The organism is Providencia sp. Marseille-Q8014 (genome assembly GCF_965112055.1).
On sequence record NZ_CBCOPT010000001.1, the window covers coordinates 166,846 to 189,711 of the forward strand.

Consider the following 22,866-nt stretch of genomic DNA (forward strand, 5'->3'; position numbering starts at 1 on the left):
TGATAAGAAATATGCTAAGTCTATAAATTTCGAATAGGATTCTTATCAAATCTTTGTGAAGAAAGGAGAAAACGATAATATATTAACAATACGATAGATTAGACGAATGAAAGCTCATCATCACCATCATCTTCTAGTTTGTTATGACCTATCTGATTATTCATTTGTTCTGTCAGTGGCTGGAGCATAAATTTTACCGCATTAACTCGATAAAATGCATGATTGAACGTTTTCTTGAGTAATTCTTGATTATCAAAAGTATCGGGCTTTCCGAGTAATTGTATGGCGCCAGCAATAAACCTTTTTTTTTCTTCAGAAGAGAGTCTATTGAGTTTTTTATAAAGTGCTAAGAAGTTTGTTTTATGATCTTCCGAGTTTTTAATATCTTTTGGATCACTGACTCTCAATGTTGTAAAAAATGTTTTAATATTTTCAATCTCTTGAGTCGTTAGCTTAAGCTGCTTGGTATTTTCGATTGTTTTAGCTTGCCATGTATTTTTGACTTTATTGACTAACGTTGAGCTGTCGTGATTTGTGGGTAGTGCATGCTCTGATGGTGTTTTTAAATGATTATTTTTTAGCGGCGTAATCATTGGTTTCTCCTTGGTTAAGGTTATTCCTCATCGTTTGGTAGGCTATTTTTCGTTCTGCTAATACTTGACAGCGGCTTGGAATCGATAATAGTTGTGGTAATAGATGTTTTACGGCGATAGAAGGCGAAAAATGAATAATTTCATTGCCTATTTCTAAGGCGATATCCTCATTTTGACTTGGTATAAATTTAATATGAGCGTTTTTTTGAGGGGAGTTCTCTTGTAATGAACTCGGTAAATACAAAATAGCGGGTTCCATATTCGATTGTTGAATGAAATGTTCAGCAATGATTGTTTGTAATAGTTTATCGTGGAAAAATTCAGAGAGTTGATGTAAAAGTTGTTCTTTACTTTGACTTAATTGTTGCTGAAAGCGTTTCTCGCTCATCTCAATACTTTCAATCATATTCGAGAGTAACTGTTTTAATCCATCTTGATAACCTTGTTGATAAGCAACATGACGGATATGCTCTATTTCTTGCTGAGCTTTCTGATAGTTTTCGGTTACTTGCTTGTGAGCTTGTTTTGTTATGTGTTTTGCATAGCGAAAGGCACTAATTGTATTATGTTTTATGAGTACTTTTTCTCTTGCGGTTTGTTGAATATCAGGCTGCATTTTTTCGGACATAGTGACAAGTCTCTTCAATAATATTCCAAGGTAATATTGCTTTTACGGCGGAAGGGATGAGTTGGCGCGTTTTATAGCTAAACATATGTTTTAACCTGTCGGTATATACTGCACCGAATGGAATTAATTGAGCAAAAAGTTGTTCTGCTCCGAGAGCCAGTAGTCTCTGTGGTGAGGGAATATTTACTCCACTCACTTGCCAAAGCGGGTTAGCAAACTGTTGGCGTAAATCTGAGTAAACGGTGAGTTTTCCCCACCAAGGAAGCTCTTCCTTATAGAGAATTGTGCCTAATCCAAGCGCAACCTTCGGGAGGTTCGCCCATTCTTGTAAGAGAATATTTGGCAATATCATCGTGGTACGATCCGGCCAAGGCATCGGGTATTGTCGAATTAATCGATGGTTATGTATTTTCTTTAATATTGGAGGTAATTTATGGTAATGAATATTACTATATTCAGGATGAAAATAGCTTCCTGGCGCTAAGAAAATATCCGTTTTTAAAAGCAATGATATATTACTCTCCGACGCCATGGGTTTTTACCTCAGTCATATTATTTGTATCTGCCTTAGTCTTGAAAAATGGCTGCCGACGCCAAACAAATATTAATAAACCAATCACCATGATGACTGACAAGGAAATGACCGTAACCCAAACTGGATTCAACAGAGTTTTAGGTTGATGGCGTGTTTGATGTTGCAGTGGTGGTCGTTTAACGACGACAACAGACACATTGTCATAGCTGGTTTCTGCGAAACTATTGGTTAGGAATAATTTGATTTTATTCATCATTAGCTTGGGGTCTTCATTACCTGAATAGGTCACCAGACTGGATACTTTTTGTATTTGTTTTGTGGCGCTATTGCTGCTTAGAGGATAGCTAACATGTACTCTAGCATTGACAATATCAGGGATGGTTAATAATGATTGCTCTAAACGTTGTTCTATTAATGATAATAGTCGGGTTCTCTCTGCTTGTGGTGACGCCACTAAAGAATCTCCAGGAAAAGCTTGGATAATTTCAATGGGATCTTTGGATGGCAAATGATATTGTCGTAACAAATCAACGGCGATAACAAAGTCATTAGGCGCGATTCTAATTGAGTCTCCTTGCTTATTATCTTGTTTACGTGAAGCATCAACGCCGTGTTCTTGTAACACAGCGAGGACTTCGTTACTTTGTCGTTGGCTAAGGTGGCTGAGTAATAATTGATCATCACAACCGACCAAGAATCCAATCATGCCAACCAAGAGCAGTTTTTTGACTATATTCATGGCTTATTGGGCTTTTAATAATGTATCAATGGCATTGGTTGCTTTGTGGGTGAGTGTGGAGACAAAATTGAGCTCTAATGCATATTGTCCAATGGCATCCTGCATTTTCAACATCTCCACGGGATTGCTGACATCTAGACTATTTCCCTGAATAATCAGTTGCTGCTTTTTATTTTTTACCTCAACAGAATATTGTGCATATAACTCTTTCACTTTATCTTCAAGTGATTGGCTTGAAGTATTGTCTGAAATGTTATCTGGTGTTGGTGGTAACATAGTATGGTTGGTGATTTGCATGATATTAGTTCCTAAAAAGTAGAGCATCACTTAACTGATGCTCTTCGATATAAATTAAATATTACGAATAATCGCTGAGGCTGTATCTTTAATAGATTTCATTAAGCTACTTTGTAATTGACGTGCCATATTATAGTTACCGCTTAAAGCCGTAATTTTTCCGAGTACTAATGGGTTATCGACTTCTAATTTTTCACTTTTACCATCAAGCATATTTTTTAATTCGTCAGCTAATTCCTTAGCGCGAATACTGACATTCGCACTACTGCGATACATCATCCCCCAGTTATGATCACCTTTAACTGGTGTTTCAAACGCGGATGAATCCCAATTACCGGTGGCACTATTAATACCTAAAATATCTGATGTAGATCCATCTGACATATATCACCTCATTAGTTAAGAGTATTTGAATTAAACGACCAATGGTTATGACCTAAAATAATGAAGCCTTGATCGTTACGGATAAATGATTTTCCTGCTAACTGATTAGTCGCCAAAGATACTGAAAACTGAATATACTTACTTCCCCATTTATGAGAAAAATGTTCAGCTAACTGAACAATTGAAGACGTTTGCTTATCATTAAGATTTCCCTGAATAATAAAAATAACGTGATTATCTTTATTTATTTTTTTCCATGGAACGTTACTTTCAGTCAAACCAAGTTCAGCTATCTGGATTAATGCTTTTGACTCTATTTCTATCACCTTACTATCGGTATAACAGGCAAGATGGCTTTTTATTATATTATCAATAATTTTCCTATCTTTAGATAAGGCTTGTTCTTTGATTATACGTATAACGGGTTGGCAAGGATTGGATAAATCTACTTTTAAAAGGTTAGGTATATAATCATAAATGTGGTTTTCAATCTCACTTTCAAGATCATTGATTTTTTTTATGTGATATTTATCGGCATAATTTTCTTTATTTAAACGCTGTACACTCCAATCGGCATCACGCTGTGTTTGTACGAGAATTAATGCATTTCCTTGTCCATCTCGAGTGGCGATGATGGGGTAATGGCTGTCTTGTAGTATGCTTTCTAGCATATTTATTTTTTTTTCTGAATTATTCGTAGGGTATAGATAAATACCCACAAAAGAAATAAACAATAGAAAAGTACAGATAAAAATGGTTTTGCGTTTTTCAGTCAGAGACGTTAAGTTATTTTTTTTATCATCACAAAACGCGCTATGCGGTATACTTTCTTCTATATCGGTTAATTTCCATGGCATATCAAGTGCTTTAAAAGCAATCGGGAATATATCAGCAAGCATTAATTCTTGATAAACAATGGGAATAGTAAATGATTTAATCCCATCATTAATATTCAGGCTAAATATTTTTTCTTGTATGTTATCACTGCTGTTTGTTGGGTCTTGTTCTGTCACGACAGCGAGTTCATAATGCTCGGTAGCACTAGGAATATAATAGGTAGTAAAGCCATTATCATCGACTTCTGCTCTGTATTGAATATTGGGGTCGATAACAATAAGATGAGCATCTGCTGTTAATACCAACTCATGCCCACTCATAGGGCCGCTAGCAATTTTCATTATACAAGCGCGGCTATTTGTATCTGTCATAAAATGAATTCCACGGATAAGAAATTAGTATCAGTAAAAAGTATTACTTCATTTTTGTCAGTAGAATTTATCTTAATCATTCTGACTGATTGATTTGTTTATTAGGTATGAGTTATTCCGGAATATTCCCTTGTATAAAAAGTGCATTTTCTTCAATTTAGCTATATCGAATCTTTTTAAATAAAAGTATAAGCATCATGATTGATACGAACATTGCTGCACTACTCGAAAATAAAGAGTGTTGTTTTTCTTTGCAGGATAAGTTGGTTTTGGCTGTTCCTCATTCAGCTGAAATGGGGATAAGTTTCAGTTCATCGTATTCAGGGAAGAGAATTAATATTGAAGAGCAGTCTTTATTTGTTTGTTCGCAATTAGAGTTCGATTCTATTATTAACAGAAAAGATTGGTTAATTTATTCATTAGAGCTTTCAGAGGTAGTGGAGATCCTTGCTGTTATTGATTCTGCTATGAAGCAATCATTTCTCTTAGAAAAGGAAATGATGGAACCGGGGAGCAGAAATAGTGATGTTATCTATATTTCTAATGATTATATTTATGATCTTACAATCAAAGATATTGTTATTGGCTTGATTATTCAGCAACAGCCTGAATTCAATTTATGGTGCAACATATTAAGGCGTTATGAAGCATACGGCATTATGCGATTTTTACTTTCCGCCGCCGAAAAAGATAAAAATGCCAATATTAATCAATTGTGTAAACAGTATGGTATATCGGCCTCTTATTTTAGGCAACTGTATCGAGAAAACTTTAATAAAACAGCAAAAAGAAAAATTATGAGTGTTCGTATGGCCTCAGCCATCTTAAAGCTTATTGAAAGTGATAATTCTATATTAGATATCGGCCTTGAAGCAGGTTATTGCTCAGCCTCTCATTTTACGAATGATATAAAAAAAGAATTAGGGTTAACCCCTTCAGATATTAGGCATCTTGGAGTGAAATTATATGAAAAGTAAAAGAAGTGGGATGATATTAGTATCGCTACTTTTACTCAGTGTAAATGTTTTTTCAGCGCAAACTGAAATTATCATGGCTGAACCTGTTCAACAGGAGATGAATCAAGAAACGTTTGTTGCAAATAATATTATGGTCGGCAAAGTTTTTGATGCTATAGCTGAGCGACTTAATAAACCGATTATTCTTAGCAAACTCGCGGCACAAAAGCGGATAACGGGTAATTTTAATTTGGCACATGCTGATGAGATGTTTAAGGCGTTAACGCGCCGTATCGCATTGGTTTGGTATGATGATGGTGCCGCTATTTATGTTTACGATAATAGCGAGATGCGTAGTGCTATTATTCCTATGAATAATGCCAGTAGTCATCAAGTTCTCAATTATATTAAAAAAAATGGTATCTATGACCAGCGCTTTCCTGTTCGTACTCAAGGAGGAAACAGCTTATTGTTTGTTTCTGGCCCTCCTTTATATGTTGAATTGATACAAGCCGCGACAGCCTATCTTGATGAGCAAGTAAAACAAGAAGCTCTTTCGGGTGGGGAGCTTGCCGTTATTGCGGTCAAATATGCTTCGGTGACAGATAGAACTTATTCATTACGCGGTAATAATATTACTGTTCTAGGTATGTTATCAGTCATCAGTGAATTATTTAAAAATACCCCTGTAGGGACTGTACCAACGCAAAAAATTGCATCGGCACCAAAAGATAACATAGGAGATGACATTGATGCCTTGATGGATGCGCCGATTGGTGAGGCTGTAGAGCCCATGCCTGCATTCAATGGTACTCGTAATCCATCTAATGTTCCTTTTTCATTAGTGGCACATCCAGATAGTAACAGTTTAATTGTTAAAGGTTCCCCTGAACAAATTCGTTATGTTCGCCAATTAGTCAGGACATTAGATACTCGGCGCCGACAAGTTGAATTGTCGTTGTGGATCATTGATATCACACGTAGTGAATTAGATAACTTAGGTGTTAATTGGGAAGTTGGCACCATTAATACCGGTAACAGTTCGTTTTCTTTTAACCGCAGTACACTGTCTGATAGTACAGATTTCTTATTGCGTATTGATGCGCTAAGTAAAAGTGGCAATGGGCATATTGTGTCTCGCCCCGTGTTATTAACTCAAGAAAATATTCCTGCTTTATTTGATAACAACACCAGTTTCTACGCTAAGTTACAGGGTGAACGTATCGCCACTTTAGAGCAAGTCACCTACGGCACGATGGTCAGTGTGATGCCACGCATTTCAGCGGGTAACCATGTGGAAATGGAAGTGAATATTGAGGATGGTGCTGAAAAACAATCAAAAAATGGTGAAACGTCTAATGTTGAAGGGCTCCCTTCGGTCAATCGAACAACGATTAATACCGTTGCTCGTATCGCTCAAAACAGTAGTTTATTGATAGGCGGATATACTCGAGAACAGATTGTAGAAAATGAAAGTCATATTCCTTTATTAGGCGATATCCCATTGATTGGTCGTCTATTTAGCCATTCATCAATGAATAAACAAAAAATGGTACGGCTATTTTTAATCCAACCTCGTTTGTTGGATGAAAATGAAGTATGGGATGGCCGACAATTTTCTGAAAACCTTCGCATCAAACAACATGACAAACAGTTACATAGCACCATCCAATTTTTAAAAACCTATATGGGGGAATCATGGCAATAGCGCCTTTGGGTGGTGGTGCCCGCATGTTAGGAGGGGCACAAGAAAAGAGTCGTTCATCCAAAACGGGTGATGATTCGGATGAGGTATTACGTGGGCAAGGGGTGATTGATAGCTCCGGAGAATATGCGTCGATGTCGATGTTAGCAGCGAGCCATGTAAAAAGAAGTAGTGGTAAGCAAGATGACACGGAAGATTGGATGCAGTTTGCTGAACGTATCCTTGATGAGAATGCGGATGAAACTATTTTAAATGTTGAGGGCATACTCAATCGTCAATTTATGACACCTAAAGAGTTAAAAGCATTTTTATTGCGTTTTTTCTCCGACCCCAGCGATTTATTAATGGCGTTGGCAGCATTAATTAATCGTGGAAAACTTAAGCAAGAGCAGCTTGAACAACTCAAAAAACTGGAAGAGCAACTTCACCAAGAAGATATCGATAGAAGTACGCAAGCTGGCGTGAATATCGCCCTTATTGCAAAGGCTTTTGCGCAAAAAATAAAACAGTCGGCGGGAAACTTGCGTATGTTATACCGTGAGTTTTTGGCTTATGAAGGTCCTGTTGTTTATTTATATGAACAATGGGTGGAAGAGATGGAAAGCCAAGAACGTGAAAATATTATGCGTTATTTAAGTCGTGCATTGGCTTGTGATCTGCAAGCGCTTCCCTTAGGTGACATTAATATGGGTGAGTTCGGTAACTATTTTATTCGTGTAGGACGATTAAGAGAGTTACAGTCATTAGACCATGTATTTATCCAACAATTTTTTCAATCAAATCTATTTAAGCACCATCGGCAATTTATTAACGAAAAATTTGAAAAAGAGCTTAGTAAATTATTTACGGCAGGTATTCGAAATCAAACTAATTTCAATGAAGGTTTATTATTATTTATTTCTTCCCAGTTAAGCATGATGAGTACTGATTTGCGTGCTCGATTTTTGCAATTATTAATTTTGGCATTTGCAACAATACCCGTTAGCGTCTTTCAATCATTGGAAGCGCGCGATGAATTAATAAATCAATTGAAAGATTGTATGCATTATGTGATGGCACAAGAAGAATTAATGATGCGTAACTATTTTCAAAGGGAGGATTTTTAATCAAATGAATGAGTTTACTGGATTTCTTTTAGCGATCCGTAATCGACCAGAATTGATGGTATTAGTGATTATGGTGATGGTCATCGCGATGCTCATTATTCCGTTACCGACGATATTGGTCGATTTACTGATTGGCTTGAATATTATGATCTCAGTACTTATTTTTATGAGTTCTTTTTATATTACTCGGATCCTCAATTTTCAATCCTTTCCCTCAATTTTATTAATCAGCACATTATTTCGCCTTGCTTTATCGATTAGTACTAGTCGACTGATCCTATTAGAAGCTGACGCTGGGGAAATTATTGCCACCTTTGGTGAGTTTGTTATTCAAGATAACTTGGTTGTTGGGATGGTCGTATTTGCGATTGTAACCATCGTACAATTTATTGTTATTACTAAAGGTTCTGAACGTATCGCGGAAGTGGCTGCCCGTTTTTCGCTTGATGCGATGCCCGGAAAGCAAATGAGCATTGATGCTGACTTACGGGCAGGAGTTATTGATGAAGCAACGGTCAAAGAGCGCCGAGGTGATTTAGAAAAAGAGAGTCAGCTATTTGGTTCTTTTGATGGTGCGATGAAGTTTATTAAAGGAGACGCAATAGCTGGGATTGTCATTATTTTTGTTAACTTAATCGGTGGGATTTCCGTTGGTATGGCACAACAGGGAATGGATATCTCTTCTGCGCTGAACACGTTCTCATTATTAACCATCGGTGATGGACTTGTTGCGCAAATCCCTGCGTTACTTATCTCTATCAGTGCTGGTTTTATTGTCACCCGAGTGGGGGGCAACGATAAAAACTTGGGACAGAATATTGTTTCTGAGTTATTTGCCAATGATTTTACGATCCTCATTACCGCACTCATTGTTTTATTTATGGGGTTCTTACCTGGGTTTCCGACAGCGATATTTATTTTCTTATCAGCGCTCTTATCGATAATATTTTTTGTCCGTTTTTGGAAAAAACGTAAAGATAAAACTTATCAGCAGACACAAGCTGAGCGCGTTAATGTGGGTACAGAGATAACTGAAGGAGAAACACAAAGGGAAAACAGTGCTATTGAGGAAGAGTATATTCCTGAAACGCTACCCATTATTATTTCTGTCAACCAACAATATAAAAAATCACTTGAAGAGAAAAATTTCTTAGCGCGTTTTAAAAAGGATGTGTTTATTCGCTATGGCTATCGAATACCCGATATTGCCATTAATTACTCACCGATTGTACCTAATAATAAAATTATCATTTTAATAAATGAAGTCAAAGCAGGTGAGTATGATATCTGTTTTGGCGGTCATCGTTTATTAACAGTGAGTGATGAGCTGGAATATTTAGGGATCGAGCTAATACATTTTACGGATGAGTATGGTGCAGTGAGTTCTTGGATTATTAATCAAGATATCGAGCAAGTTGAACAATTAGGATTGATGATACGCGATGATGTAACAGAAATGATTGATTGTGTTAGCACGCTTTTATTACGTCATATTAATGAGTTTTTCGGTATTCAAGAAACTAAAAATCTACTTGATGATTTAGAAAACAAATATCCGGAGTTATTAAAGGAGTGCTATCGGCATTCAACAGTGCAAAAAGTCACGGAAGTTTTTCAACGTTTATTAATGGAAAAAATTTCAGTTCGTAATATGAAATTAATCGTTGAAACCCTTGTCCAGTGGGCGCCAAAAGAAAAAGACAGTTTGATGTTAGTCGAGCATGTTCGAACGTCGATGTCGCGTTATATCTCTTCCCGTTTCGCTGTTGAAGGCCGCTTAAATGTATTAATGGTGAATTCTGTATTTGAAGACACCATTCGCCAAGGTATTCGGCAATCGGCAGGCGGGGTTTACTTGCATCTCGAACCCGAAACAACCAATGAATTAATTCAATCTGCGGAATTAGCCCTTGAAAACAGCTATCTCTCAGCTCGGGATATTACGGTATTGGTTCCTGTTGATATCCGCCGTTTTGTGAAAAAAATCCTTGAAGGACGCTTTCCTGAGTTAGAAGTTCTCTCATTTAATGAGGTTTCTGACATGGTGAAAGTGAATATTATTAAGACAATATAAGGAAATTTCTTATGAAGTATCGTTTTGTTGAAGCATTAAATTCATTTTTAAATGACATGGGGCGTAGTGATTTAATTAATCCTCAATTAGATTGTCATTCAAATATTCAATTAGAAATGAATGATGCACCCGCGATTAATATTGATCTTTATAGTGATGACGTAATTATTTGGTGTCATTTAGCGGAGTATAGTGCAGCAAGGTTTGATTCTGTCAGTCAGAATTTGCTAAATATGATAATTCAATATCCACCACGTAATTTTCAACCAGGTCAACCGGCATTAAATCTTGTCGATGATGTTTTCGTTCTGTCCGCGGTCATGAAAGAAACGGCATTAAGTCATGCACAGCAGTTTGCTGATAGTTTCGAAGAATTTTTTGAACGTAGCAATTTGTTCAGAACAGCATTAGTTGGCTAACCATGAAACTATTTGATTACTGCGCGCACCCAGCGCGCATTCATGGCTGTTTGATGGAAGCACCGTTACACGGTGTTTTTATTGGCGAAATTTGTATTGTTGAACGTTCTTTAGCCTCAAGTGAATGTCTCGCAAAAGCACAAGTTGTCGGCTTTAAAGAAGGGCTGACAGTGCTGAGCTTAATTGGTCGAATCCAAGGATTAACTCGCGAGGTTGTTATCCGCCCAACAGGACAATCTTTTGTGTTTGCAATGAATGAGCAACTGTCTGGCAAAATCTTTGATGCTGCCGGTGAGCAGGTTGGCACACTCGGTGAACCAGTAAGGGAAAGTGTGTTAAATGAATCCAAGTTAATGCGTATTGATAGCCCACCTGTCAGTGTTACCTCAAGGCGCGCTATTGATGAACCTCTCATTACTGGAATTCGAGCAATCGATGGTTTATTGACTTGTGGGTTAGGGCAACGCATTGGTATTTTTGCGGCCGCAGGCAGCGGCAAAACATCGTTAATGAATATGATCATTAACCACGCTGAAGCGGATATTCATGTGGTGGCTTTAATTGGGGAGCGTGGTAGAGAGGTTATTGAATTTATTGATGAACTGCAAAACTCACCTCATGCAGGTCAGACTATTTTAATATACGCGACCTCAGATAGTCCCCCAATAGAACGCTGTAATGCCGCTTTACTGGCGACAACAATTGCGGAATATTTTCGTGACCTTGGACGCAATGTATTGCTTTTTGTGGACTCCATGACTCGTTATGCAAGAGCCTTACGGGATGTTGCATTAGCTGCGGGTGAATTACCTGCTAGACGAGGTTACCCCGCATCTGTTTTTGAACAACTTCCCATGTTGCTTGAGCGACCCGGACGTCTCCAAAAAGGGTCGATAACCGCGTTTTACACGGTGTTACTCGAAAGTGAAGATGAAGCAGACCCTATTGGTGATGAGATCCGTTCGATTTTAGATGGGCATATTTATTTAAGTCATAAGCTAGCCGGAAAAGGGCATTATCCCGCTATTGATATTCTGCATAGTATTAGCCGCGTCTCCTCGAAAGTAACAACAGAAAAACATCAACAATTCGCGATTAAAGTCCGTGAGCGGTTATCGCGATTAGAACAAATCCAATTGTATTTAGAGCTTGGAGAATATCAGCGTGGTGAAAGTATCGATAATGATAATGCGTTAGATAAAAAAGAGGAAATAGAGCAATTTTTAAAACAAAAAATCAATGAAGCAGAACATTTTGATGCAATGTTAAATCAACTCAGTCATTTGGCATCTTAATGATTAAAGACCTCCTTGCACTCAATGAAAAACGGTTTGAAAGCGTTTTGCAGGAGCAATTGAAATTGCAATCATTCATGAATGCATTGCAACAACAACGTACAGACATTCAATCACGAATTAATGTGTTGAATACTCAAACGGGCTTATATGAATTATCGGCGGAATTAAACAAAGTTGCTTTTTGGGAGCGTCAGCGACTAAAAGCCGCCTTGTTAGCTGAAATTGCCCACCTTGAATATCAAATTGAATCGATGAGTGCCGAGTTAACCAAATATGAACAATCACGAAAACATCTTGTTCAGCGTATGTTCACTTTACGTAACAAGTGCGAAAAATTCCGAAATTATCTCAAGCAGCAACGAATTGCTCGGTGTTTAAAATTAGAACGTCAGCAACAAAATGAAATTGAGGAGTTGTCCGTTTATGACAACAATAAAATTGGAACTGAATGAATCTAATGTGGTACCGATAGATAAGCAAACGATGCCAGCCGGCAATGGAAAGCCGCTCGATAATCTATCCGTACTCAAAAAACAGATGAAAGCATTGGCAGCGAAGCACGCTCACCGTTCGACACCGAAAAAACACCGTAAAAAGCTGGCTGAAGAGTGTATCGTGCCATTATTGATGCAGTTGCCTATTCACTTACGCCATACGGAAACAGCCGAAAAGCTTATGGCGTTTTGCCAATTAGGGTTAAATGTCGAGAAGGGGGCTGACGAAACCTTTCAGGGAGAACACTTAGCGGCAGAGATATTGCCGGTAGCAACGGTCAGCATGTTGCAGAAGGACGGCGGTGGAATATTCGGGAATTTCAATAACACTCAACAGCATCATTTCCCCAAAAGCCAGTTAAAAGCCACCCCAGAGAAACAGGCGCTATTCGGTGAAACCATCAATAAAAATATTGCCGACAGCTTGCAGCCTTCTTTAGCGACACAACAAGCCAAGCCACAACGTAGTGTTCAGCAATTGGCCTCGTCAAACTTGCTATCGCCGATAAAATCCCGAGATATACCACAGTCTAATATTGATTTGACCCATGTTGAGACGTCACAAGTGCCTGTTCAACCTTCGGTCATCACGCCTAAAATACACCATGGTATTCAATCTCCCTCCCTGTTATCTGAAATACAGGATGGCGTTCAGTGGCCTGTCATCTTATCTGAAACTGCTCCCACGACTCAGTCATCTACAACACTGCCTGACACTCAGCATGCCTCTTCATTGGCTTTCGCAGAGGCTCATCCAACAGAAAATGTCACGTTAAATACGTTCACTGCGCCTTCTCTGTCGCTTGAAAAACAACGAACAGCGGTAACTGAACAGCCGATTAATGTGCCAATGGATACCGAGAGTACTCAGTCTACGCCAGTGTCTCAGGTTCAGTCGCTGGCAGAGCGCCTTGATGTACTTGAACAACAAAATGGGACTTTACCTGCACCGATGAATGCAAACATACAGGTTCATACAACAGCTCAAGCGCGGCAATCCACAACAGTGGCGATGAATACGGCACAAGTTAGGGCTGAGATGACTGAGCAAATGACGGAAAAAGTCGCAAAAATTGAAGGACGCAGCCTCACTTATACCTTTAGTCGATGGCAAAGTAGTCCCGCGGTGACGTTTGAATTGAATCCGCGTGGTGGAGAGTTACTCGCCAGTACAACTAGTCAGGAAGTTCATCAAGTATTACGTGAAAACCAACACCTTTTTCGTGGTGAGCAGCCTTTATCGATTCGTTATGAAGGTCAGCAGCATGAAAAGCAACGCCAACAGCAGCAAGAACACACTGAGCCAGAAGATAACTAATTATGTTGAATATTCGTCGTATTAGCCCACGAGAAGTGCAAATGCGCGCTTGGCAGCAGCGTTATCAACCTGATGCCGATGTCGTTGTACCTAAATCAGGGGAGCGTTATTTTCGTCTGACGTTAGGGGGCGAGAAGGAAACCGTACAGGTGCTCGTGCATGTCGGTGAATGGTGTGATTATCGTTGGCCAACATTGATACATTATGCATGGGATGCCCTTAATGAGGCAGATTTGGTTAGCTTGTTTCATTCTGAATACCCTAGGACTCTTTTTTTCTCCGAACGTTTCCGTTGCCGAAATATTGAAATTATTGATGATGAGAGTGTCACTCAGCATTGGTTATGTGTGCATGAGTCTCACCTAGGAAAAGTGTTGCTGTCCTCTCCAATTAATGGGGTAGCACGGCAACCAGTCGAAAATCGTTTTATAGAATGTTTGCGATTACAAGCAGATTGGATATTAGGCCATAGCGATATCAGCGTGAAGCTGTTGCAATCCATCGAATTACACGATGTGTTGTATATCCAAAAATTACAACTGCATATGTCAATTGCAGGGCGTCTGTTTGCCCGTTTTCAAAAACAACAAGAAGGCCAATTTATGATTGAGGAAATGATTGATTCGGAGACTGAAAATAACACTGAGGCGTCAACGGAAGCACTGATTGATGAAGTCGTGCAACCATTTGATGTAAATACGTTATCGGTCAAACTGACATTTGTATTAGGTCACAGTGAAATCACGATTAATGAGTTAGCGAATATGCAGCTTGGCTCAATATATTCCATTGGTGAGAATAAAGAGCGCGAAGTTAAAGTTTATGCAAATAAACAGTTTATTGCGGAAGGGGAGCTAATCTATATTGGCGATAGTGATGAGTTAGGTTTAGAAATCACCCGTCTTGGCAATTTAGGCGATAGAAGGCTTTAATATGTCTATCGTATCTAATGAAATTCCGCTATTAGCTGTTATTTCTCTTGCTACATTACTGCCGTTTCTTATTGCGGCAGGTACCTGCTATCTCAAAATATCTATTGTATTAATTATGGTACGTAATGCGATGGGGGTACAGCAGGTACCGTCAACGATGGCATTAAACGGTATTGCAATGCTGTTATCTTTATTTGTCATGATGCCCGTTGTTCAAGATATTAATCATTATATGCGTGAAGAAAAGGTGGATTTTACGCGTGTGGAATCGGTCGATAATTTTGTTGAAGGTGGATTAGGCCGTTATAAAGCATATTTACTAAAATATTCCGATCCTGAACTCGTCAATTTTTTTGAGTCCGTACAAAAAGGCACGAATGAAGAAATTAATTATATAGAAGAGGGTCAGACAACACTTTTTTCATTATTACCTGCTTATGCATTAAGTGAAATTAAATCTGCATTTGAAATTGGTTTTTATATCTATTTGCCTTTTGTGGTCATTGATCTGGTGATCTCTAGCATTCTTTTAGCGCTCGGTATGATGATGATGAGCCCTGTCACTATATCAGTGCCGGTAAAATTGATTTTATTTGTAGCTATTGACGGGTGGTCACTCATTTCCAAAGGACTAGTGATGCAATACTTTGAATTAGCACAACAATAATGAGGAAATGCCATGGATGCAATTATTTATAGTAGCAATAAGGCGATGTTACTGATTGTTATATTATCGGCACTTCCTATTATTGTTGCGACGGTTGTCGGCTTATTTGTTGGCCTGATTCAAACGGTGACGCAACTTCAAGAGCAAACATTACCTTTTGGTATTAAGTTACTGGCAGTGTTTGGTTCTTTATTTATGATTTCAGGTTGGTTGGCTGATAAAGTCATGAGCTATGCGCTAGAAGTATTCACAATGGCAATTCCTGCCATAGGGTCGTTAGGATGAATCAAGATATATTGTCTTTTTATTCATCGCTCTATTTTACGTTTCAACAGCAATTAACTATCGTCGCGATTGCTTGGATACGAATTGCGCCGACCCTTTTTTTTCTGCCATTTCTCAGTAATAAGTTACTGAATAGCAGCGTGATTAAAAGCTGTGTCACGATTTATATTGCATTAGGATTATGGCCTTTTTTATCTGCTCATGAATTTCAATGGGAGAATGTCAGTGTTGTTGAGGTGGTTGTTTATGAATTGACAATAGGGGTCGTGATCGCGTTTATGTTAGCGTTGCCGTTTATGATTGCGAGTGTTATCGGTGAGCTAATTGATACGCAACGCGGTGAAACAATCAGTAGTATTGTTGATCCTGCAAGCGGTAGTGAATCATCTGAGCTGGCTGTCTTCATCAGTTATATCATCTGTATGATCTTTCTATCGCAGGGGGGAATGGTATTATTAGTCAAAACGTTTGCTCAAAGTTATCAAACCCTTCCTTTCGCGGCTGGATTCACTCAATTTAATAGTTTACCTATAGGGGAATGGATTAATCAGATGGTGGTGAAAGGGGTTACATTAGCATCCCCTATTTTAGTCACTCTATTTATTAGTGAAGTTGCGCTGGGGTTATATTCCCGATTCTGCCCTCAACTTAATGCCTTTTCTTTATCACTAGCAATCAAATCAATTATCGCATTTATTGTCTTTTTACTCTATTTTCAAAATGAAATACCAGAAATTTTAGTCAATTTAATTTCACTTTCGACACTGAATGAAATTTTCAATTCTTCGATGCCATAATCGAGAGAGTATAAGATGGCAGAAAAAACCGAACAGCCTACTGAGAAAAAAATTAAAGACTCTGCCAAAAAAGGGCAAAGTTTTAAAAGTAAAGATAGTGTTGCCGCATTAGTTTTAGTTGTGAGTGCCTATGTGATTTCAGGCGCCACCAGTTTATTTGAAATTGGGGGCTTGATGAGGCGTCTTTTATTATCACCTAATGAGATTAATATTGATAAGCTATTTTCAGAATTTATTGGTATTTTTTTTGTGATTGTTTCTCCGGTGCTATTAGCGAGTTTTCTTTCAGGTTCAATAATCTCCTTATTACAGAGCCGCTTTCGTTTAGCAACAGAGGCAATAAAAATTGATTTTTCTAAATTAAACCCTATTTCTGGGATAAAAAAGATATTTTCGCTCAATTCACTTAAGGAGTTGGTTAAAGCCTTTCTATATCTCATTGTTTTTTCAATTTCTGCGAGTGTCTTTTTTTTCTTATGGCGACACGATATTTTTTTACTTTATCGGACCACAATAAATGGCATGATTTATCAGTGGGTTGATCTCTGTATGAGTTTTGTTGTGGTTTTTTTAGCCGTGGCGTTACTGATCATTATTATTGATGTCATTACCGAGTTTTTCCTATTTATTAAAGGCTTAAAGATGGAAAAACAGGAGGTAAAAAAAGAGTATAAAGATAATGAAGGTGACCCTCATTTAAAAAGCGCGCGTAAAGGTTTGCATCATGAAATACTGTCTGAAGAAGTAAAAGCAAATGTCCGTAATTCAACCTTTGTTATGGCAAATCCAACCCATATCGCGATGTTAATTTATTATGATGCTAATATAGCGCCATTACCTTTTTTATTATTTAAAAGTCGTGGTCTACAGGCCAAAATGATTATTAAATATGCAGAGCAACAAGGAATACCGGTTGTCAGAGATATTCCATTAGCACGAAAAATATGGCGTTATTATCGAAAAGACAGTTTTATTGATGAACATTGCTTACAAGATGTTATGCAAATCATTAATTGGTTATTACGTATTGAATTAGAAAAAATGGGAATATTTGTTGATGACGAATTGATGAAATTAATTAATGAAGAGGAAGTGACTCAAGAAAATAACCAAAATTAATTGTTTGCTAATAATATCGTTTTTTATAAGAGAATTAAACATTGATTAATTAAGATGCAACTATCACTGTGGAGCATCTTATATCTTCAATAACTTATGGGGTTAATATATGAAGAGTGAAAAAGAGCAACAACCCGTTGATATGGATGAGTTACTTGAAAGTATTACGTCTGCTTTAATGAATGGCTCAACATATAAAGATATTCATGGTATTTCACAAGATATGATGGATGGAATTTATGCCTATGCATATGAATTTTATCAGCAAGGTAAATTAAAAGAAGCGGAGACTTTTTTTCGTTTTCTCAGTATTTATGACTTCTATAATACCGATTATGTCATGGGATTAGCGGCTGTTTATCAATTAACTAAACGTTATGAAAAAGCCTCTGAATTATATGCGTTAGCATTTGTTTTAGCGAAACATGACTATCGACCATTATTTCATGCAGGCCAATGTAATTTAATGTTGAAAAAGAGTAGTGCTGCTTTGCATTGTTTTGAGAGTGTTTGTGACAGTAGTACCGATAGTGAGTTAAAAGCCAAATCGCAGGCTTACCTTAATGCATTGAAAAAGAATCTTGAAAAGACTGATTCAGCGCAGGAAGACTCTTCAATAAAGTAGAGGAAATAATATGGCATCAATGACAAATATAACATCTGACAGAATAGGTTTAGTTAAAGCCTTTCAACAAGGTGTTAATCCATTAGAAATGGGGGAAAACATCGCTAAAGCGGTGTTAAGTATGGAGGTTGCATGCGAAGAATTAACATCCAATGAACAAATGAAACGCAGTAAGCTAGAAAGCCAGCCACAACTGCAAGAACCGAAAAAAGGGGTGAATGCCAGAGTCTCCATGTTGGAGGCCTTCTCGTCGATACGTAAGATATTAGGTGAAAATAATATCAATGAATTACGTAATCAACTGCACCAATTAAATATTGAATCGGAAGCACTAAAACAACAAGGGGAATCCTTATTAAATTCGTTTTCAGAGAGTACCAAAAAACTGGAAACAAAAAAACAAGAAGTCGCGTCGATTAAACAAGCAGTAGAAAAAGTTGAAACTCGGTTAAATAAGCTGACAGTAACCCAAAATCAGCTACAGACCGATATTGATGATAATACTCAGCAACAAAACGCAGTGAATAAGGAATTGGTCACGGCAAAATCAAACCTATCCTCATTAGCAAAAGAACCTAGAACAGCAGAGACATTGTCAAAGTTTCATCAATTAACGCAGTTAGTTAACACGCTAACATCCGAACTGGCTCATTTACAGGAAAAAGGGCAACAGCTTATTTTGCAGCGGAATGATGTGACCGCGCAAATGAGTCAGGTAGAAGCTGAACTCGCGGTACTTAGTCCACAACTTGAAGATGCGTATAAGGTTCTCACTGGGCTTGCTCAGAGTGCCGATAGTGATCGAAGTGTATTAAATAATTTTATTGATACCGCCCCTCGCCCTGTTGAAGTGGATGGTGAGAAGTGGGAAAACACCCTTGCGTTATTAACGATGTTGACCGCATCGCTGAAAAAAGCGATGAATGAAGACTCTATTCGTAGTATGAAAGAGCAGGAAGAGGTGATGGCTAAGATCAGCGAAGCCTCTCGTAAAGATTCAGAAAAAAAAGCCAAAGAAGCTGAAGAGGCTCAACATAAAGCTGACGCTGCGAATAAAGCGGCATCATGTGCCAGTAAGATTTTTAGCTACGTCATGTTAGCAGTATCGGTTATTGCGACAGTTGCAACATTCGGCGCGGCTGCCCCATTAACACTCGCTGTTGCTGCCATCGGTATCGCAATTTCGGTCACTGATATCGTGTTGGAAGAGACGGGTAATGCCAGTTTAATGCAGATGCTAGCAACGGAAATTTCAAATGTTGTCACGGATATGCTGGTGTCGTTTGGAATGTCTGTGGAAGAGGCGAAAAAGATTGGTAGCATTGTTGGCATGGTAGTTGCGGCTGTCGCTTTTCTGGCCCTCTCTTTGGTTTCTATGTCCTCTTTTGTGAAAAACATCGCCAATACCGTAAAAACAGTCGCCAAAGTGGCGGCAAATTCACTTAAAACGGTCGTAAAAAGCACAGTGAAGGCGATAACGAATACGATCATCAACCTCGTTAAAAAGCTACTTAGCAAAATAAAAACGTTAGGTAAAGCCGCGGATGACATGGTGGTATTAACGAAATTGACTAAATTGACGGATGCGGCGGAGGAGTTGCAAAGTACAGTCAAAACCGCCAATCAGGTCGCGAAGAAAGCTCGTGATATCAAAAATATTGCGAAAGCAGCCGATAGAACGCATGAACAGGCTGACAGTGCAAAAAGTGCAGCGAAAAACGTAAATAAGATCAATGAACAGACTGACGGCATCAAGGATACGGTGAAAACGGTTGATAAGATGCATCAGCAAGCAGATAGCGTCAAAGATACGGTGAAGGTGGTCGATAATGCTGCTGATCGGATTGATGATATTGCTGAGATCGTTGATACAGGGAAAAAACTGGGAAAACAGAGTCTATTAGCGTCACGCGTAGAGGTCGGTGCGAAAGGGGCTGGCGTTGCTACGTCAGTAACAAGCACGGTCACTGTTGGTGCATTACGTTTAGAAGGGGCGGCACAATTACGAGAGCTTAAGAAGTTATTCGCCAAAATGATGATGAATGATGAAATTATTAAAGTTCTCGATGAGTTGCTGGAGTCCCTGATTAAGATGCTGTCAAAGCAATACGAAGTGTTTAATCACCTATTCACTGACACGCTGACATCACTGAAACAATCCAACGACCGTAAAGCCAGTGCAATCAGTCTCTCTAATTATGCCTAATTCTCATCAAGGAGCCCTATTATGACGACAATTTCATCACCAACGCAGTTTTCTATGCCAACTCAAAAGTTAGACAATCTTGAGGGGGGAACTGTTTTGACGGGTCGTGATACTCAAACGCTGTCAACACCAGCCGCTGCACCGCAAGTCTCTATCAGAGATGCCGTTGAGATTACGGTACCAAGATCACAAGATAAGCCGTTATTAAAGCGCCCTGAGCAAGCGACTGTTAACCCATCGCTCCTGTTTGATGCGAAAAACATGAATAAGGCGGAGCTTGAAGAAACATCGAAAGTGATCGGTGGTTTTTCATCGGCTTACGCCAACCTTCAAGCGCATATTGCGGTAACGGCAACCAAAGTTGAAAACGCCGTAAGAGAAGTGATCGCGGAAGAAAATAGCAAGTTGGAAAAAATGTTTCCAACGATAGCGAATTTGGACGAAAGTGAGATCAAGCAATTATCTCAAGGGGTTAACTTAATGCTGGCGGCATCTGCAATTAAAGATGTGCAAGTGGCTCAAGCAAATAGTGAAGATGTAAAACCTGGAATTCAGTCTTTTGATGCAATAAAAGATAGCCAATTTATCGGCATTATGAGTAGCGATATTTTAATGGAGCTACGTAATCTATTGAGTCAGATTAAGTCGATCATTAATACGACAGACCGCCAACTGCAAGCCGATTTTTTAAAGTTAAAAGCACAAATGGTGCAGAGCGCGGCAGATACGACGATCAAAGAAGGTGAGAAAGCGTTTCTTGGCGCGGTATTAGGTTTTGCGGTATCGATGGGGGTCACGCTGGCGGGAGCGGCATTACAAACTAAGCAGTTAGTGAAGCAAACGAAAGCGATCAATATGCATGGTGTGGCAAGGAATCAGCATACTTCGAGCGCGCAGGATTCGATTGAATTGAGTCGTGCATCAACCATCAAAACGACGAATAAGGCCCTGAATCAGCAAAATGATTTGGCAAGTTTACGTCACCAAGATGCCGGAAGACGTAGTCAACTAAAAGCAGATGAGCATCAAACAAAACTGGATAAAATCACCAATCAAACACAAAAGAAATCCAGCATTATTGAGAGTGTGACTCGTCTATCTGATAACGCGGGGCAGCTAGTGACATCTGCTGTGCAAATGGATGTGAAGGCATTGGAAGCACAAAAAATGGTCTTGCAAGATATTGGTGATACTGCACGGTCTATCGCCAATGATAAAGAGAAGCAGATCGATACGGTTTTGGATCTGATGAAAAAAGTATTCGATATCCTTAAAGACGTTATTGAAGGGCAGATCAGAACTTTCCAAGCTGTTGCAACGAGGGGTTAAATCGATGAGTATGAGTGAAATTAATCCAATGCTCCCACCGTGTAATCCCATAACCACTTCCGCTAACAGACTCACGGCGCAGAGCAATTTACAGCTCAGCCCAGTAGGGGGGAATTTTGTGGTCGATAGGGCAACGAACCCAGAAGAGCAAGCAGAAGCAGTCTTAAAACATCATGATGTGCATGTACCCGAAAAAATTTACCAATACACAGATAGGCAAGAAACGGAGGAAGACATTAAGGTAAAATCCCGCTTAGTTGAGCGCGAATTAAAAAATACCACAGATTTCTATAATAGTGCTTCCACTAAAATTGCAGCAGAGGTTATTCAAGACGGTCGATCTCATATAACCAGTATTTTTAATGTCATTAACGATGTGAATTTAGATTATCAGAAAAGTTTTGGTGAAATTACTAAAGCGGCAACCCAGTTTATGGAAAAAGTTAATAAGGGGTTGGGCGCGATTAGCCAATGTTTAGATAGTGGTAGTAATGGTTATATTAAGTTTAATAAGCAAAAGTTTTTTAATTTACTAAAGGATAGTTTGCAAGATTATACTTATGCGCACACTAAAAATTTTTGGAAGCACAGTTTAAGCATAGATAACATTAATAATGTGATTAAGCCAATGGCTCGCTTTGATAGCAAACCGGGTATGTTAGCTTTTTGGCAAAAAAAATTGAATGGGCAAGGCTTTTTAGTTAAAGAAATAGATCACACTATCTATATTTATCCTGATATGCAGCCGATAAAAGATATTTATGAAACCGTTAATCCAATCATGGGGGCGAGTACGCCAGAAGGGGAGATGATGGTGCAGACTTTCCAAAGTATGCAAACGGCGATAGATAGTAAAAAGAATGCGGTTAATAATAGCGTATCGCGTTTATTAGAAACCTTTCGACAAGATAATAGCCATTTTGAGACACTGACTCAGTTGTTAATTCAATTATTAAAAGACCTATTTCAATATAATGTTGCTTTTGCCAATACCTAATTAGTTTTAATTTTCCCATTATTTAAATGAGATATAATCATATTATATCTCATTACCTTCAGATATTAATGATAGAAATATAATGAAGAGTAATATTCTATGCGACCAAATTCATTAGCGTCTTTCAATAGCTATATAGATACACATTCGACTAA

General features: G+C 38.5%; 24 protein-coding genes. 17 read left to right on the forward strand and 7 right to left on the reverse strand.

Going from position 1 to position 22,866, the window contains the following annotated elements:
• Positions 1 to 98: 98 nt before the first annotated feature.
• The 7 genes from ACWPW6_RS00720 to ACWPW6_RS00750 are packed head-to-tail and all read right to left on the reverse strand — an operon-like array spanning position 99 to position 4,384.
• Positions 99 to 593 carry a hypothetical protein gene (locus ACWPW6_RS00720; protein WP_249999618.1) on the reverse strand — a complete coding sequence of 165 codons (495 nt, stop codon included), beginning with the start codon at positions 591 to 593 and terminating at the stop codon, positions 99 to 101.
• Positions 571 to 1,221: a hypothetical protein gene (locus tag ACWPW6_RS00725; protein WP_154623060.1), complete on the reverse strand. Its 651-nt coding sequence runs from the start codon at positions 1,219 to 1,221 to the stop codon at positions 571 to 573. Before ACWPW6_RS00725 ends, ACWPW6_RS00720 begins: the two co-directional genes overlap by 23 nt.
• Positions 1,199 to 1,753 carry a hypothetical protein gene (locus ACWPW6_RS00730; protein WP_154623059.1) on the reverse strand — a complete coding sequence of 185 codons (555 nt, stop codon included), beginning with the start codon at positions 1,751 to 1,753 and terminating at the stop codon, positions 1,199 to 1,201. Before ACWPW6_RS00730 ends, ACWPW6_RS00725 begins: the two co-directional genes overlap by 23 nt.
• Positions 1,737 to 2,495, reverse strand: a complete 759-nt coding sequence (sctJ, locus tag ACWPW6_RS00735) for a type III secretion system inner membrane ring lipoprotein SctJ (RefSeq protein ID WP_154623058.1) — start codon at positions 2,493 to 2,495, stop codon at positions 1,737 to 1,739. The genes ACWPW6_RS00730 and sctJ overlap by 17 nt, the downstream gene beginning before the upstream one ends.
• Before the next feature lie 3 nt (positions 2,496 to 2,498).
• On the reverse strand, positions 2,499 to 2,792 hold the full coding sequence (gene sctI, locus ACWPW6_RS00740; RefSeq protein ID WP_154623057.1) for a type III secretion system inner rod subunit SctI: 294 nt from the start codon (positions 2,790 to 2,792) through the stop codon (positions 2,499 to 2,501).
• A 54-nt stretch (positions 2,793 to 2,846) separates the two neighbouring features.
• Positions 2,847 to 3,176 carry an EscF/YscF/HrpA family type III secretion system needle major subunit gene (locus ACWPW6_RS00745; protein ID WP_154623056.1) on the reverse strand — a complete coding sequence of 110 codons (330 nt, stop codon included), beginning with the start codon at positions 3,174 to 3,176 and terminating at the stop codon, positions 2,847 to 2,849.
• A gap of 11 nt (positions 3,177 to 3,187) precedes the next feature.
• Complete coding sequence (locus ACWPW6_RS00750; RefSeq protein WP_249999620.1) at positions 3,188 to 4,384, reverse strand: PrgH/EprH family type III secretion apparatus protein; 1,197 nt, start codon at positions 4,382 to 4,384, stop codon at positions 3,188 to 3,190.
• A 197-nt stretch (positions 4,385 to 4,581) separates the two neighbouring features.
• Between ACWPW6_RS00750 and ACWPW6_RS00755 the strand changes: the two genes are divergently transcribed.
• From ACWPW6_RS00755 to ACWPW6_RS00835, 17 genes are all read left to right on the forward strand, one after another.
• Entirely contained in the window at positions 4,582 to 5,361 is a 780-nt protein-coding gene (locus tag ACWPW6_RS00755; protein WP_249999623.1) for an AraC family transcriptional regulator, read from the forward strand.
• Positions 5,351 to 7,048: a type III secretion system outer membrane ring subunit SctC gene (gene sctC / locus ACWPW6_RS00760; protein WP_249999625.1), complete on the forward strand. Its 1,698-nt coding sequence runs from the start codon at positions 5,351 to 5,353 to the stop codon at positions 7,046 to 7,048. Before ACWPW6_RS00755 ends, sctC begins: the two co-directional genes overlap by 11 nt.
• Positions 7,039 to 8,151 carry a type III secretion system gatekeeper subunit SctW gene (gene sctW, locus ACWPW6_RS00765; RefSeq protein ID WP_249999627.1) on the forward strand — a complete coding sequence of 371 codons (1,113 nt, stop codon included), beginning with the start codon at positions 7,039 to 7,041 and terminating at the stop codon, positions 8,149 to 8,151. Before sctC ends, sctW begins: the two co-directional genes overlap by 10 nt.
• Before the next feature lie 4 nt (positions 8,152 to 8,155).
• On the forward strand, positions 8,156 to 10,225 hold the full coding sequence (locus ACWPW6_RS00770; RefSeq protein WP_249999629.1) for an EscV/YscV/HrcV family type III secretion system export apparatus protein: 2,070 nt from the start codon (positions 8,156 to 8,158) through the stop codon (positions 10,223 to 10,225).
• Between the two features lie 11 nt (positions 10,226 to 10,236).
• Positions 10,237 to 10,644, forward strand: a complete 408-nt coding sequence (locus tag ACWPW6_RS00775; RefSeq protein ID WP_249999631.1) for an InvB/SpaK family type III secretion system chaperone — start codon at positions 10,237 to 10,239, stop codon at positions 10,642 to 10,644.
• A gap of 2 nt (positions 10,645 to 10,646) precedes the next feature.
• On the forward strand, positions 10,647 to 11,939 hold the full coding sequence (gene sctN / locus ACWPW6_RS00780) for a type III secretion system ATPase SctN (RefSeq protein WP_249999633.1): 1,293 nt from the start codon (positions 10,647 to 10,649) through the stop codon (positions 11,937 to 11,939).
• Entirely contained in the window at positions 11,939 to 12,394 is a 456-nt protein-coding gene (locus ACWPW6_RS00785) for a hypothetical protein (RefSeq protein WP_154623048.1), read from the forward strand. The genes sctN and ACWPW6_RS00785 overlap by 1 nt, the downstream gene beginning before the upstream one ends.
• Complete coding sequence (locus tag ACWPW6_RS00790) at positions 12,366 to 13,754, forward strand: SpaN/EivJ family type III secretion system needle length determinant (protein WP_249999635.1); 1,389 nt, start codon at positions 12,366 to 12,368, stop codon at positions 13,752 to 13,754. The genes ACWPW6_RS00785 and ACWPW6_RS00790 overlap by 29 nt, the downstream gene beginning before the upstream one ends.
• Before the next feature lie 2 nt (positions 13,755 to 13,756).
• Positions 13,757 to 14,686, forward strand: coding sequence for a FliM/FliN family flagellar motor switch protein (locus tag ACWPW6_RS00795; RefSeq protein ID WP_163860492.1), 930 nt, complete (start codon positions 13,757 to 13,759; stop codon positions 14,684 to 14,686).
• A gap of 1 nt (position 14,687) precedes the next feature.
• A complete protein-coding gene (locus ACWPW6_RS00800; RefSeq protein WP_196713916.1) occupies positions 14,688 to 15,353 on the forward strand; it encodes an EscR/YscR/HrcR family type III secretion system export apparatus protein in 666 nt (221 codons plus the stop codon).
• Positions 15,354 to 15,365: 12 nt separating this feature from the next.
• Positions 15,366 to 15,638 (forward strand): type III secretion system export apparatus subunit SctS, encoded by a 273-nt coding sequence (gene sctS / locus ACWPW6_RS00805; RefSeq protein ID WP_163860494.1) that lies wholly within the window; start codon positions 15,366 to 15,368, stop codon positions 15,636 to 15,638.
• The gene (gene sctT / locus ACWPW6_RS00810) at positions 15,635 to 16,435 is read left to right on the forward strand and encodes a type III secretion system export apparatus subunit SctT (RefSeq protein WP_154623043.1); all 801 of its coding nucleotides are present in this window, start codon (positions 15,635 to 15,637) and stop codon (positions 16,433 to 16,435) included. The genes sctS and sctT overlap by 4 nt, the downstream gene beginning before the upstream one ends.
• A 15-nt stretch (positions 16,436 to 16,450) precedes the next feature.
• Positions 16,451 to 17,554 carry an EscU/YscU/HrcU family type III secretion system export apparatus switch protein gene (locus ACWPW6_RS00815; RefSeq protein ID WP_249999639.1) on the forward strand — a complete coding sequence of 368 codons (1,104 nt, stop codon included), beginning with the start codon at positions 16,451 to 16,453 and terminating at the stop codon, positions 17,552 to 17,554.
• A gap of 109 nt (positions 17,555 to 17,663) precedes the next feature.
• On the forward strand, positions 17,664 to 18,179 hold the full coding sequence (sicA, locus tag ACWPW6_RS00820) for a type III secretion system translocator chaperone SicA (RefSeq protein ID WP_154624776.1): 516 nt from the start codon (positions 17,664 to 17,666) through the stop codon (positions 18,177 to 18,179).
• A 10-nt stretch (positions 18,180 to 18,189) separates the two neighbouring features.
• The gene (sctE, locus tag ACWPW6_RS00825; protein WP_249999640.1) at positions 18,190 to 20,385 is read left to right on the forward strand and encodes a type III secretion system translocon subunit SctE; all 2,196 of its coding nucleotides are present in this window, start codon (positions 18,190 to 18,192) and stop codon (positions 20,383 to 20,385) included.
• Between the two features lie 21 nt (positions 20,386 to 20,406).
• The gene (locus tag ACWPW6_RS00830) at positions 20,407 to 21,714 is read left to right on the forward strand and encodes a hypothetical protein (RefSeq protein WP_249999643.1); all 1,308 of its coding nucleotides are present in this window, start codon (positions 20,407 to 20,409) and stop codon (positions 21,712 to 21,714) included.
• A 4-nt stretch (positions 21,715 to 21,718) separates the two neighbouring features.
• Entirely contained in the window at positions 21,719 to 22,711 is a 993-nt protein-coding gene (locus tag ACWPW6_RS00835; RefSeq protein WP_249999645.1) for a hypothetical protein, read from the forward strand.
• The last annotated feature ends 155 nt before the right edge of the window (positions 22,712 to 22,866 follow it).